Source organism: Quisquiliibacterium sp. (assembly GCF_982640115.1).
Genome location: NZ_CEXFHW010000120.1, coordinates 1 through 12248, shown reverse-complemented (window position 1 = coordinate 12248; position 12248 = coordinate 1). Strand labels below are relative to the sequence as shown.

At 72.2% G+C, this 12248-nt stretch carries 13 protein-coding genes; 2 read left to right on the top strand and 11 right to left on the bottom strand.

Translation table 11 applies throughout. From position 1 onward, the window contains the following. The 4 genes from AC2H6A_RS13375 to AC2H6A_RS13360 form a co-directional block, all read right to left on the bottom strand. The coding region (locus tag AC2H6A_RS13375) for an MFS transporter (RefSeq protein ID WP_484274099.1) at window positions 1-653 on the bottom strand (653 nt) is incomplete at its 3' end. Between the two features lie 20 nt (window positions 654-673). After that, on the bottom strand, window positions 674-2914 hold the full coding sequence (locus AC2H6A_RS13370; protein ID WP_484274098.1) for an arylsulfatase: 2241 nt from the start codon (window positions 2912-2914) through the stop codon (window positions 674-676). Beyond that, on the bottom strand, window positions 2911-3819 hold the full coding sequence (locus AC2H6A_RS13365) for a formylglycine-generating enzyme family protein (protein WP_484274097.1): 909 nt from the start codon (window positions 3817-3819) through the stop codon (window positions 2911-2913). The genes AC2H6A_RS13370 and AC2H6A_RS13365 overlap by 4 nt, the downstream gene beginning before the upstream one ends. Window positions 3820-3979: 160 nt before the next feature. Further along, complete coding sequence (locus tag AC2H6A_RS13360) at window positions 3980-5755, bottom strand: N-acyl-D-amino-acid deacylase family protein (RefSeq protein ID WP_484274096.1); 1776 nt, start codon at window positions 5753-5755, stop codon at window positions 3980-3982. 95 nt (window positions 5756-5850) lie between these two features. Between AC2H6A_RS13360 and AC2H6A_RS13355 the strand changes: the two genes are divergently transcribed. Continuing rightward, window positions 5851-6507, top strand: a complete 657-nt coding sequence (locus AC2H6A_RS13355) for an NUDIX hydrolase (RefSeq protein ID WP_484274095.1) — start codon at window positions 5851-5853, stop codon at window positions 6505-6507. Between the two features lie 72 nt (window positions 6508-6579). Here the strand turns inward: AC2H6A_RS13355 and AC2H6A_RS13350 are convergent, their stop codons facing one another. From AC2H6A_RS13350 to AC2H6A_RS13340, 3 genes are read right to left on the bottom strand one after another with little or no spacing between them, the layout of a single operon-like run. Further along, entirely contained in the window at window positions 6580-7314 is a 735-nt protein-coding gene (locus AC2H6A_RS13350) for a histidine phosphatase family protein (protein ID WP_484274094.1), read from the bottom strand. After that, complete coding sequence (locus AC2H6A_RS13345; protein WP_484274093.1) at window positions 7304-7687, bottom strand: RNA-binding S4 domain-containing protein; 384 nt, start codon at window positions 7685-7687, stop codon at window positions 7304-7306. The genes AC2H6A_RS13350 and AC2H6A_RS13345 overlap by 11 nt, the downstream gene beginning before the upstream one ends. 15 nt (window positions 7688-7702) lie before the next feature. Next, entirely contained in the window at window positions 7703-8242 is a 540-nt protein-coding gene (locus AC2H6A_RS13340) for an adenine phosphoribosyltransferase (protein ID WP_484274092.1), read from the bottom strand. A gap of 107 nt (window positions 8243-8349) precedes the next feature. On the opposite strand from AC2H6A_RS13340, the gene AC2H6A_RS13335 reads away from it, so the two are divergent. Next, on the top strand, window positions 8350-8985 hold the full coding sequence (locus AC2H6A_RS13335; RefSeq protein WP_484274091.1) for a glutathione S-transferase family protein: 636 nt from the start codon (window positions 8350-8352) through the stop codon (window positions 8983-8985). Window positions 8986-8997: 12 nt separating this feature from the next. On the opposite strand, the gene AC2H6A_RS13330 is transcribed toward AC2H6A_RS13335, so the two are convergent. From AC2H6A_RS13330 to AC2H6A_RS13315, 4 genes are all read right to left on the bottom strand, one after another. Then, complete coding sequence (locus AC2H6A_RS13330) at window positions 8998-9918, bottom strand: LytR/AlgR family response regulator transcription factor (RefSeq protein ID WP_484274090.1); 921 nt, start codon at window positions 9916-9918, stop codon at window positions 8998-9000. Further along, on the bottom strand, window positions 9915-11141 hold the full coding sequence (locus tag AC2H6A_RS13325) for a sensor histidine kinase (protein ID WP_484274089.1): 1227 nt from the start codon (window positions 11139-11141) through the stop codon (window positions 9915-9917). Before AC2H6A_RS13325 ends, AC2H6A_RS13330 begins: the two co-directional genes overlap by 4 nt. Window positions 11142-11161: 20 nt before the next feature. Next, window positions 11162-11593 carry a DUF2306 domain-containing protein gene (locus AC2H6A_RS13320; RefSeq protein ID WP_484274088.1) on the bottom strand — a complete coding sequence of 144 codons (432 nt, stop codon included), beginning with the start codon at window positions 11591-11593 and terminating at the stop codon, window positions 11162-11164. A gap of 133 nt (window positions 11594-11726) precedes the next feature. Next, on the bottom strand, window positions 11727-12248 hold a 522-nt coding region (locus tag AC2H6A_RS13315), incomplete at its 5' end, for an FAD-dependent oxidoreductase (RefSeq protein ID WP_484274087.1).

The following is a 12248-nucleotide window of genomic DNA, read 5'->3' as shown; positions in this document are numbered from 1 at the left end:
CGGATGTAAACCACGCCGGCCGCCAGATAGGCCAGCGTGACCCTTGGCCGCGACGCCGGCCGGCCGCGCGGCCGCACCCGCGTGAGCAGCGCGAGAGAGGCCAGAAACAGGCCCCCGGCCACGGCGTACACGGTGTGGGCGCCAGCGAGATAGAGCAAACCGCCCAGCGCCGGCCCGCCGATGGTGGCGGCCTGATGGCCGCTGGAGCCGAGCGCCACCGCGCGCGACAGCAACCGCGCCGGCACCAGCGAGGGCACCAGCGCCTGCGAGGCCGGCATCTCGAAGGCACCGACCAGGCCGAGCGCGAAGACCAGCGCGTAGAGCAGGCTGGCGTCGAGACGGCCGCTCAGGCTGGCAGCGGCCAGCGCCAGCGCGGCGCCGGCCTGCACCACCCGGCCGGCGATGAGGATGGCCCGACGATCATGGCGATCGACCACCGGCCCCACGGCGATGGCCAGCACCAGTGCCGGCAGGAACTGCACCAGACCCACCAGCCCGAGTGCGAGGGCGCTGCCGGTGAGCTCGTACATCTGCCAGCCCACCGCCACCACCTGCACCTGGGTGGCCACATGCGAGCACAGCCGGGCCAGCCAGTAGCGCCGGTAGTCGGCGATGGCCAGCGGGTTGTTGACGCTGTCAGGAACCTCGCTCATGCCCGGCGCCTGCCGCCGAACTACTGCCGGCGCAGTGCGGCCTCGAGGCTGCGCGCCGGGTCGACCTGCTGATCATCACCGAGCTCGACCTCCACCCGGTGCAGGGTGCCGGTGAACGGGAACGGCGCAACGAAATCGGCCACCGCGGGCTTCGGCGCCCGGCCCACCTCCATGCCGATGAACGAGGACTGCGCGCGATAGGTCTGCGGCAGCGCCGCCGAGCCGCAGGGTTCGCCGTCGATGAGCAGCGTGCCCTCGGCCCGGTACTCGCCGGTCTTGCGCACCACCCAGCTGAGGATGTGCCTGCCCGCCGGCACGGGCGCTGCCGAGCGCGCGATGTAGTGCCGGTTGACGAAGTTGTAGTCGTGCACCAGATGGCCGTCGCGCAGATAGAAGGCATATCCGCCGCACCAGTCGCCCTGGGCGATCAGCACGCCCTGCGCTCCGCCCTCGGGAATGTCGACATGGGCCGTGATGCGATAGGAGCGGTTGCGGATGTCGGGCGCGGCCGCCTGCGGGATGCGGCCGCCACCGGGCTGCAGCACCCAGTGGCGACGGGCCGCGACGCTGTGGGGGTTGGAGCTCACGAACCGGTTCAGGGTGTCATCGAGCGGCAGCACGTTGCAGGCTCCGGCCTCGGAAAACCAGCGCGCGATCATCGCCTGCAGACGGGCCGGCTCCTGCTCGGCCAGATCGTGCATCTCGTTGAAGTCATGCTCGAGGTGGTAGAGCTCCCAGCGGTCGGCATCGAAGGCCGTGCCGGGCCGGTGCCAGGTGACCGCCTTCCAGCCTTCGTGCCAGATGCCGCGGTGGCCGAGCATCTCGAAGTACTGGGTGCGCTTGCGGGTGGGCTGCGCGCCGTCGCCGAAGGAATAGGCGAAGCTGGTGCCCTCGATCGGCTGCTGGGTCACGCCGTTGATGGCGCCGGGCGCCGATACGCCGGTGACCTCGAGCACCGTGGGCGTGATGTCGCAGACATGATGGAACTGGTGACGGATGGCGCCGCCCTGCGCGATGCCCGCCGGCCAGTGGACGATCAGCGGATCGCGCACGCCGCCGCCATGGGTGTTCTGCTTGTAGCGCTTGAGGGGCGTGTTGCCCGCCATCGCCCAGCCCAGCGGATAGTTGTTGTTCAGGTGCGCCTCGCCGATCGCATCGATGTGCTCGAGGTTCTCGGCCAGGGTGTCGCGCACGCCGTTGAAGTAGCGCAGCGCGTTCACGGTACCGAAGGGCGAGCCCTCCTGACTGGCGCCGTTGTCGGAGATCAGCGTGATCAGGGTGTTGTCAAGGCAGCCCTGCTCGCGCAGCCAGGCCACCAGCCGGCCCACCTGCAGGTCGGCGTGCTCGAGCATGCCGGCAAACGCGGCCTGAAGCCGCACCGCCAGTCGGCGTTCATCGTCGCTCAGCTCGGCCCAGGGCTTCACGCCGGGATTGCGCTCGGGCAGCGCGGTGTCAGGCGGCACGATACCCAGCGCCTTCTGCCGCGCCAGGCGTTCCTCGCGCGTGGCGTCCCAGCCCTTGGCGAAGACAGGCTCGTAACGGTCGATGAAGGCCTTCGGCGCATGGTGGGGCGCGTGCTGCGCGCCCAGGCACATGTAGAGGAAGAAGGGCTTGTCGGGCGTGATGGTGCGCTGCGCGCGGATGAAGCCGATCGACTGATCGACGATGTCCTCGGAGAGGTGATAGCCCTCCCGATCGGGTGCCTCGATGTGATGGTTGTCGAGCACCAGTTCCGGGTGCCACTGGCTGGTCTCGCCCTCGAGGAATCCGTAGTAGCGGTCGAAGCCGCGCTGCAGCGGCCACTGGTCGAAGGGCCCGGCCTGCGAGGTCTCGAAGGTGGGCGTGAGATGCCACTTGCCGGTGGCGAAGGTGTTGTAGCCGGCCAGCCGCAGCATCTCGGCCAGCGTGCCGGCGCTGCGCGCGATGCGGCCCCGCATGCCCGGAAAGCCGAGGTCCCAGTCGGCCAGGCCACCCATGCCCACCGAGTGGTGGTTGCGACCGGTGAGCAGCGCGGCGCGGGTGGGCGAGCACAGGGCCGTGGTGTGGAAGTTGGTGTAGCGCAGGCCGGCGGCGGCCAGCGCATCGATGTGCGGCGTGGCGATCTCCGAGCCGTAGCAGCCGAGGTCGGCGAAGCCGAGATCGTCGAACACGATGCACACCACATTGGGTGCGCCCTGCGGGGCGCGCGCCGGTTCGGGCCAGTGCGGCCGGGATTCGCTCGCGGTCAGGCCGAGGCCGTTGCGATTGGGCGTCTGGGTCATGAATGCTCCTCGGAGGGAAAGACGGTGCCCGGTGCCGCGGGCAGCGGGTCGGCGGCGCAGCGAAAGCCCATGTGCCCGGCGGTGGCCTCGGGCAGGTTGGCGCTGCGCGCCGCCACGCGGAAGCGGAAGCAGTAGCTCTCGTGGCAGAGATAGCTGCCGCCGCGGATCACCCGGCGCGTGCCCTGCGCCGGGCCGACAGGATCATGGCGTGGCGCAGCGGGATGGGTGGCGCTGAACCAGTCGGCGCACCACTCCCAGGTGTTGCCGCAGGCATTGTGCAGGCCGAAGCCGTTGGGCGGGAATGCGTCGGCAGGGGCGGTGCCGGCATGGCCGTCATGGCACTCGTTGCGCGACGGGAAGCGGCCCTGCCAGACATTGCAGCGGTGCTCGCCACCTGGCGTGAGTTCGTCGCCCCAGGGATAGCGCCGGCCCACCAGGCCGCCGCGCGCGGCGTATTCCCACTGCGCCTCGGTGGGCAGGCGCAGTCCGGCCCAGTTGCAGAAGGCGAGCGCGTCATGCCAGCTCACATGCACCACCGGGTGGTCCTCGCGGCCGCGCCACGAGGAGCCGGGCCCCTCCGGACGCAGCCAGCAGGCCTGCGGCACCTCGCGCCACCAGGGCGCATCGACCAGGCCGCGGGTGGGCGGGAAGTCATCGGGCAGCAGGCCGGCGAACACGAAACTCGCGCCGACCTCCTCGGCATAGCTGACATGGCCGGTGGCCTGCACGAAGGCCGCAAACTGGCGGTTGGTGACCGCGGTGCGCGCGATGCGAAAGGGCTCGAGCCGTACCTGTCGCGCCGGCCCCTCGCCGTCACCAGGCTCGCCCTCGTCGGCATCGCTGCCCATGAGGAACTCGCCGCCGGGCAGGGCGATCAGCGGCAGGTCGGACAGCGCGGTGGCCACCGCACCGGGCGGCCCGGGCGGCAAATCGTCGGGAAGGGCGATCGGATGAGGCTGGCGCTGCGACGGCTCGTCCGGTCCTGATCGCGCCATCGACCTGCAAGCCGCCGACCGGGCCGCTGACTCGACCGGCACGCAGCAGCCGCGCGCACCCATCGCGCGCTCAGCCCGCCTGGTCCACGCGACCACCCCGCACCAGCCGGCCTGGCCGCGCGCCGGTGTCGCGATCATCGCGGCGGGTGCGCACACCGTTCACCCAGGTGCCGACATAGCCACGGGCCGGCTGCAGCAGGCGAGCGCCCCCGGCGGGCAGGTCGCGGTGCAGCGCCAGCGGGCCGAGCGCGAGATGTTCGAAGTCGATCAGGTTGATGTCGGCGCGCAGCCCGGGCAGCAGCGCGCCGCGGTCGTGCAGGCCGAAGAGCCGGGCATTGCGCAGGGTCTGTCGATGCACCACATGCGCAAGCGGCAGGCGTGGGCCGCGGTGCCGGTCGCGCACCCAGTGGGTGAGCTGGAAGGTGGGCGCCACGGCATCGAAGATCACGCTGACATGCGCGCCGGCGTCGCTCAGCCCGCTGACGGTGAGCTCGCTCAGCTGCATCTCGCGCAGCGCCTCGTGACTGTGGCCGCTGTAGTTGGTGAAGAAGCGCACGACGAAGTCGCGCCCCTCGCCAGCGGTCAGCCAGTCATACAGGAAGGACTCCTCGTCCTGCCCCACAGCGGCAGCGCGCGCCGCGAAGGAGCGCTCGGGCAAGGGCTCGGCGGCCTCGACATCGGCCAGCGCCCAGGTCTGCGGATAGTTGGCCCGGGCGAAGGCCACCACGTTCTCCATGCGACCGGGCTGCTCGTGCGGCACGCTGGTCTCGGCCAGGATGGCCGCACGCACTGCGGGCTGGCGCATGACCGCGGCGCGTTGCGCCACCGGCAGTTCGCGCAGCGCCAGACAGCTCGGCCGGCGCATGAAGGGATGGTAGGTGTCCAGGCTCATCACGATGCCGGTGGGCCGCGCACCCACCTGCGGATGCAGCTGCGCGCCTTCGCGGTTGAGGGTGGCCACCCGCGTCAGCACCTCGCGCCACTGGTCGGGAAACTCGTCGACCTGCATCAGCGTGAAGGTCAGCGGGCGGCCGCTCTCGCGCGAGATGCGGGCCATGAGCTCGACCTCGGCCATCAGGGCATGGCGCTCGCCGCCGAACTGCGGCGCGCTGCCCAGGGTGCTGGCCGGGATCATCTGGAACACGCCGTGGCCGGCCGAGCCCAGCGCCCGACCCAGGGCAAGCACCTCGGCATCCTCGGCGAAGGTGCCGGGCACCGCCGCGCCGTCGACCGCCCGATGTCCGGCGATGCGTGAGGTTGAAAAGCCCAGCGCGCCCGCGGCCGCCCCCTCGGCCACCACCTGCGCCATCGCACGGATGTCGTCTGCGGTGGCCGGCAGGTTGCGCCGGCCGCGCTCGCCCATCACATGGTGACGGACCGGGCCGTGGGCCATCAGCGAGCCGACATCGAGCGCGTACGCGCGACCGGCCAGCAGATCGAGGTACTCGGGATAGGACTGCCAGCGCCCCCAGGGCATGCCCTCGTGCAGCGCGGTGCCGGGGATGTCCTCCACGCCTTCCATCAGCTCGATCAGGGCGTTCTCGGCGCCCGGCGCCACCGGTGCGAAGCCCACCCCGCAGTTGCCCATCACCACCGTGCCCACGCCGTGGCTGGCGGAGGGGTCCATGGCAGAGTCCCAGGTGACCTGCCCGTCGTAGTGGGTGTGGATGTCGACCCAGGCCGGGGTGAGCAGAGCGCCTGCGGCATCGAGGGTCTCGCGCGCGGGGGTGCGAATGCGCCCGCCCACCTCGGCGATGCGGCCGTCGGCGATGGCGAGGTCGCCCACCACCGGCGAGCCGCCCAGGCCGTCGACGAGGGTGGCGCCGCGAATCAGGATGTCATGCATGACCGGTCTCCGTGCCCCCATGCGGCGGGCAGACCCGGAACACTCTCACAGGCCGAGGGCGCGGCCAAACCCCGCCGCCGATTTATGATCGGCCGATGCACTGCGATGCCCTCCTGCGCGACACCCTCACCCGCCATCTCGCGGCCTTCGAAGTCCAGGCCGCGGCGCCGGGAGCCCGGGCGGCCGCGGTCGCGGTCACCGTCACCGACGAAGGGCACGGCGCCGATCTCTCCGGCATGCCGAGCCACGCGCAGTGGCAGGCCAGCGCGGCGCTGATCCTCACCCGTCGCTCGATGCGACTGCGCAACCATCCCGGCCAGTGGGCCCTGCCTGGCGGGCGCATCGACCCCGGCGAGACGCCCGAACAGACCGCGCTGCGCGAACTGCGCGAGGAGGTGGGGTTGAGCCTGGCGCCGACCGATGTCATCGGCCGGCTCGACGACTTCGTCACCCGCTCCGGCTTCGTGATGACCCCGGTGGTGATCTGGGCGGGCTCGCGCCGCGATCTCGCGCCCAACCCCGACGAGGTGGATTCCATCCACCGCATCCCGGTGAGCGAGTTCATGCGCGAGGACGCGCCCATGCTCGAGCCGGTGGCCGGTGGCGGTGCGCCGGTGCTGCGCATGCCGGTGGGCGACAACTGGATCGCCGCGCCCACCGCGGCCATCCTCTACCAGTTCCGTGAGGTGTGCCTGCGCGGGCAGGCCACCCGCGTGGCCCACTTCGAGCAGCCCGACTTCGCCTGGCGCTGAGGCCCTGCGGCTCAGGCTTGGCGCGGGCTCGCGGCGCGGCGGATGCCGGAACGCCGCGGTGGCGCCGCCCGCTCAGCCCAGCGGATCGAAGCCGAACACCGGCCCGCCATCGGCCGGCAAGGCCACCACATGGCCCATGGCCACGCCGGTGCCGCTGACGGCGCTGATGTTGACCTGGTGCGTGACCAGCACCGGCATCACGGCGCCGCGGTGGGCCGCGATGAAGGCGCGCACCGCGGCGGTCTGAGCGGCCTGGCCGTCGCGCTCGTCGAAGAAGGAGTTGAGCGCCGGCCAGACCTGATGGCGGCCGAAGGCGAGGTCGGCGGTGTCGCGGCAGCGGCACCAGACGCTGGCACGAACCTCGCCGACGAGCAGCCCGGCCGCACGCATCGCCTCGCCGAGGCGGCGCGCCTGCATGCGCCCGGCCGCCGAGAGGTTGCGCTGGGTGGCGCAGTCGTCCAGGCGGTAGCCGGGCGGATCGCCCACCCCGGGTTCGGTCTCGGCGTGGCGGATCATGAGCACATGCGGGCCGCTGGCCAGCCGGCGCGCGGCGGCCAGCAACCCCGGGCCAGGTTGCACGCGGGCAGCGTCGGCCCCCGCAGGCCGGTCGGAGCCGGGGACGCCCGCGCTGGCCGTCGAGCGCTGGGCCGCGGCGGTGCGCGGCGCGGCGAGCGCCCCGGCAAGCACCGAAAGCCCGACCAGCACCCGTCGACGCTCGGCCGACTCGGCATGCGCGACCTGGCCAGCGCGTTCGGCCTGCCCGACAAGCGCTGCGCGGCCGTCGCGATCGGTCGACTCAGCCGCCATCGCGCCACCGATCGAGCACCCGGCGCTCGCGCTTGGTGGGCCGGCCGCCATCGATGCTCAGCGCCGGCTCGGGCGCAAGGGCGCGCCGCGCCTGGGCGGCCACGCGATCGCGGATCGATTCATCGGTCTCCTGGTAGAGCGCCTGGGCCACCGGCGCCGGGCCGCGATGGCCGGACAGCCCCATGACGACGACGCTGCGCGGGGTCTCGCCGCCGCGCAGCGTGATGCGCTCGCCCAGCCGCACCGCGCGCGAGGGCTTGACCGCAACGCCGCCGACCTGCACCCGACCGGCCTCGATCGCCTCCTGGGCGAGGCTGCGGGTCTTGAAGAACCGCGCCGCCCACAGCCACTTGTCGATGCGCAGCTCGTCCATGCCCTGGCTGCCCGCTCAGTGACCGTCGAACCGCACCAGGGTGTGCAGCGCCAGACCGGCCTCGCGCAGCCGGCGCGAGCCGCCGAGCTCGGGCAGGTCGACGATGGCCGCACCCTCGACCACCACCGCGCCCAGCCGCTCGAGCAGCTTCTTGCCGGCCATCATGGTGCCGCCGGTGGCGATCAGGTCATCGATCAGCAGCACCCGGTCGCCGGGCTTGCAGGCATCGGCATGCAGCTCGACCGTGGCGCTGCCGTACTCGAGCTCGTACTCCTCGGCCACGGTGGTGAAGGGCAGCTTGCCCTTCTTGCGGATCGGCACGAAGCCGAGGTTCAGCTCGTAGGCGACGATCGCGCCCAGGATGAAGCCGCGGGCATCGATGCCGGCAACCAGGTCGAGCCGGGCATCCATGTAGCGGTGCACGAAGAGATCGATGAGCACGCGCAGCGTGCGCGGCTGGCTGAGCAGCGGCGTGATGTCGCGGAACATCACGCCCGGCTCGGGCCAGTCGGGCACGGTGCGGATGTGTCGTTTGATGTAGGCGGCGTCCGGCATGGTGGGTCATTCTATGCATACTTGATCGGCGGCCCGGCCAAGCCCGCGCGCCGCCGTTCCCGCCCCTGCCCTCACCCGGGCCCACGCCATCTGCCGGAGCCACATCCATGCTGACCATCTGGGGAAGAGGCACCTCGTCCAATGTCCAGAAGGTGCTGTGGCTGGTCGAGGAGGCGGGCATCGCCCACCGCCATGTCGTGGTGGGCGGCCCCTTCGGCGGCACGCGCACGCCCGAGTACATGGCCATGAATCCCAACAGCCTGGTGCCCACGCTGCAGGAGGACGACTTCACCCTCTGGGAGTCGAACACCATCTGCCGCTATCTCGCCAACCGGCATGGGCTGCAAACCCTCTACCCCACCGACTGGCGCGCGCGCGCCGATGTCGAGCGCTGGATGGACTGGGGACAGAGCCTGCTCGCGCCCTCGCTGCACGCCGGCTTCTGGGGGCTGATCCGCACTGCGCCCGCCGACCAGGACCCGGCCGCCATCCGCGCCAGCGGCGAGAAGACCGCCACGGTGCTGGGCGTGGTCGAGGCAACGCTGGCAAACCGGCCCTGGCTGTGCGGCAATGAACTCACCCTGGCCGAGATCGCGCTGGGCATGCATGTCTACCGCTGGCTGCACCTGCCCTGGTCGCGCGCAGGCCACACCCCGGTGAGCCTGCCCCGCGTCACCGACTGGCATGCCCGGCTCGCCCAGCGGCCGGCCTTCCGCAAGGTGGTGATGATCGACATCGTCTGAGCGCGCCTGGCGCTACTGGCCGCGGAACTGCGCGGCGTAGTGTCGGCTGACCGCGAGCTTCACCTCGCGCCCGCCAGACTTCTCTCGCAGATGCACGAACTGCCGCCCGGTGAGGTCGCGGCGGATGGTGTCGATCGCATCGACGCGAACCACGGTGGAGCGGTGGATCTGCACGAAGCGCTGCGGGTCGAGGCCGGCGAGCAGCTCGGCCAGCGGCGTGCGCACCAGGGCGGTGGCATCGCGGGTGACCACCGCCACATACTTGTCCTGCGCCTCCAGGTAGAGCACCTCGTCCACCGGGATCTGCCGGATGACATCGCCCAGGCTTGCCCGGATGAAGCGCAGCGGGGCCGCGCCTGAAGCGGGTGCGGGCGTGGCGCTGCCCGACGCGCCAGGAGCCGCGGTGGCAGCGCCGCTCAGCGCGCCGGCCGCCGCCGGCAGCAGACCCGAGAGCGCCTTCATCAGCGCGCGCAGCTCCCCTCCCGCCTCGGCCGCCGCCGGCCCGGGTTCGAGGCGCGCCTGGAGGCGGGCCACGCAGCGGGCGAGGCGCTCGGTGGACACCGGCTTGAGCAGGTAATCGACCGCGGCCGAGTCGAAGGCCTCGATGGCATGCTGATCGTAGGCGGTCACGAAGACCACCAGCGGCGCCCAGCCCGGCGCCCGGCCGTTGGCCGGCACTCCCTCCGCGAGGGCACGCGCCACGGCCAGCCCGCTGCGACCCGGCATGCGGATGTCCAGGAACACGATGTCGGGCGCCAGCCGCGTGGTCTCGGCCAGGGCCTGATCGCCGTCGCCGGCCAGCGCCAGCACGCGCAGCGCCGGCCAGACCTGCGCGAGCTGGGCCTGCAGGGCCTGGGCGAGCACCGGCTCGTCCTCGGCGATGAGCGCGGTGGGCGCGCCCGCGGCGGCTGGCCCGCCGGGGGGACGGGTCATGGCCGCCCCTCGCCGGCCCGCGATGGCGCAGCGGCAGCCGTCGGCGCCACCGACCCGACCGGCGCGGCGGTGTGCGCCAGCGGCAGGGCGGCATCGGGCAGGAAGAGCGTGGCCCGCGTGACCCCGGCCTCGCGCTCGAGCACCACCGACGCCGAGGGCCCCAGCGCCAGGCGCAGCCGCTCGCGCAGATTGGCGAGCCCGGTGCCGTCGCCGCGGCCATCGGCCGGGGCGTCGAACCCGGCGCCAGTGTCGAGCACGGTGATGGTCCAGCCGGGTTCGCGATGCGCGTCTACCCTGGCGGCATCGATGCGGATGCGCCCGCCCCCGGCGGCCGGCTCGATACCGTGCTTGATGGCGTTCTCGGCCAGGGTCTGAAGACAGGCCGGCGGCACCCGCAGGCTCAGCGCCTCGGCCGGCACCTGCCAGTCGACCGCCAGCCGTTCGCCCAGCCGCTGCTGCATCACCGAGAGATAGCCGCGCACCGAGTCGAGTTCCTCCGACAGCGGCACCAGGCTGCGGGCCATGTTGCGCGAGGCCGACCGGAGGTACGCGATCAGCGCATCGATCATCCGCTGCGCGGCGGCGCCGTCGGTGGTGATGAGCGCGCGCACATGGGCCAGGGTGTTGTAGAGGAAGTGTGGCTCGATCTGCGCGCTGAGCAGGGCAAGCCGCGCGGCGATCGCCTCGCGCTCGGCCCGCATCAGCTCTACCCTGTCGCGCTCGGCGGTGAGCTGTCGCAGCCGCATCCGGCCGATCGCCGCGAGCAGCATCACCACGAACAGCCCCCAGAAGAGCGGAATGAACACCAGGCTGCCGCGGGCGCTGCCCAGAATCAGCGCGGTCTGCTCGAACCGGCCGCCGGTGAGCAGCAGAACCGCGCCGGAAAAGCCGATCCAGGTGCCGGCGATGACCACGGCAGTGACAAAGCCCACACGCAGCAGACCGCGCAGCCCGAACATGTCCTGGCCCAGCAAGCGGCCGCTCCAGTGGAACAGGCTGTGGATGCTCAGCCCGATCGCCTGGCTGATCACCAGGGTGGCCCAGAACCCGCTGATCGCGGAGTCGCCGGTCGGCTGGCGCACCAGCAGTGTCAGCACGATCGCGATGCCCAGGTTGAGCAGCATCGTCCATAACCAGGGCGCCCACGGCGGCCCGACATGGGGCTTGGCCCAGGCGCTGAGCAGGGAACGCAGAACCGGATGACGGGGGCTCGCGACGTCCATCGGGATAGTGTAGCTGCCCATCATGCGCCCGGCAGCCAGATCGGCAGCGTCGCCCGCAGCCAGTGGCCCACCACGCGGCCGGGAGGCAGCGCGGCGAACACGCCGGCGCTCACCAGGCCGGCATACGACCCCACCATCCAGCCCTTGTGGGCCGCGAAGGCGCGGCGGCGCGCCGCCCGCACCGCCATCGTCAGCGAGATCAGGATCCACAGCGACAGGCCGTGGATCCAGCTGTAGCCGCCCAACCAGGTCCAGCCGAGCTTGCCGGTGATGCCGAAGGAGGAGATCGCGGTGACGGCCATGGCCAGCACCCAGACGCGGCCGACCACGCGGTGGCGGACGCCGCCACGGGCCGCGATCAGCTGCCAGGCGCCCAGCACGAGCGAGACGATCGCTGCGCTGAGGTGGATCTGGACGATGAGGGCGGGATGCGCAAGGTTGGGGTCGGCCATGACGGGCTTTCTTGGGAGGCAGTGAGCGGATCCTCCCAGCCCGGACCACGCCGCGCCGCGCCCTGCGACCGACGGCTCGCGCCGCAGCGCGAGATGCCGCTGGACGTCGCCAGCGGCAGGCCTCGCCGCTGCCTCAGCGCGGCAGCGAGGACGACCCCATCAGGAAGGCATCCACCGAGCGGGCGCACTGCCGGCCCTCGCGGATCGCCCAGACCACCAGCGACTGACCCCGGCGCATGTCGCCGGCGGCGAAGACCTTGGGCACGCTGGTGGCGTAGCTGGCCTCGCCCTCGGTGTCGGCGCGGGCATTGCCGCGGCCGTCCTTGGCCACGCCGAAGGCCTCGAGCACCGAGCCCACCGGCGCGACGAAGCCCATCGCGAAGAGCACCAGGTCGGCCGGAATCTCGAACTCCGAGCCCGGGACCTCGGTCATGCGCATCTGGCCGGACGCCGGGTCGCGCGTCCACTCGACCTTCGCGCCGACCAGCGCGGTGACCCGGCCCTGGGCATCGCCCTTGAAGGCCTTGGTGGTGATCGACCAGTCGCGTTCGCAGCCCTCCTCGTGCGAGGACGAGGTACGCATCTTGGTCGGCCAGTAGGGCCAGGTGAGCGCCTTGTTCTCGGACTCGGGCGGCTGGGGCATGAGCTCGAACTG

Excerpts from the sequence above, each read along its gene's own strand:
- AC2H6A_RS13335 (WP_484274091.1), top strand. The coding sequence starts at position 8,350 with ATGCTGACCATCTGGGGAAGAGGCACCTCGTCCAATGTCCAGAAGGTG.
- AC2H6A_RS13370 (WP_484274098.1), bottom strand. The coding sequence starts at position 2,914 with ATGACCCAGACGCCCAATCGCAACGGCCTCGGCCTGACCGCGAGCGAA.
- AC2H6A_RS13360 (WP_484274096.1), bottom strand. The coding sequence starts at position 5,755 with ATGCATGACATCCTGATTCGCGGCGCCACCCTCGTCGACGGCCTGGGC.
- AC2H6A_RS13340 (WP_484274092.1), bottom strand. The coding sequence starts at position 8,242 with ATGCCGGACGCCGCCTACATCAAACGACACATCCGCACCGTGCCCGAC.
- AC2H6A_RS13330 (WP_484274090.1), bottom strand. The coding sequence starts at position 9,918 with ATGACCCGTCCCCCCGGCGGGCCAGCCGCCGCGGGCGCGCCCACCGCG.
- AC2H6A_RS13320 (WP_484274088.1), bottom strand. The coding sequence starts at position 11,593 with ATGGCCGACCCCAACCTTGCGCATCCCGCCCTCATCGTCCAGATCCAC.
- AC2H6A_RS13325 (WP_484274089.1), bottom strand. The coding sequence starts at position 11,141 with ATGGACGTCGCGAGCCCCCGTCATCCGGTTCTGCGTTCCCTGCTCAGC.
- AC2H6A_RS13350 (WP_484274094.1), bottom strand. The coding sequence starts at position 7,314 with ATGGCGGCTGAGTCGACCGATCGCGACGGCCGCGCAGCGCTTGTCGGG.
- AC2H6A_RS13355 (WP_484274095.1), top strand. The coding sequence starts at position 5,851 with ATGCACTGCGATGCCCTCCTGCGCGACACCCTCACCCGCCATCTCGCG.
- AC2H6A_RS13345 (WP_484274093.1), bottom strand. The coding sequence starts at position 7,687 with ATGGACGAGCTGCGCATCGACAAGTGGCTGTGGGCGGCGCGGTTCTTC.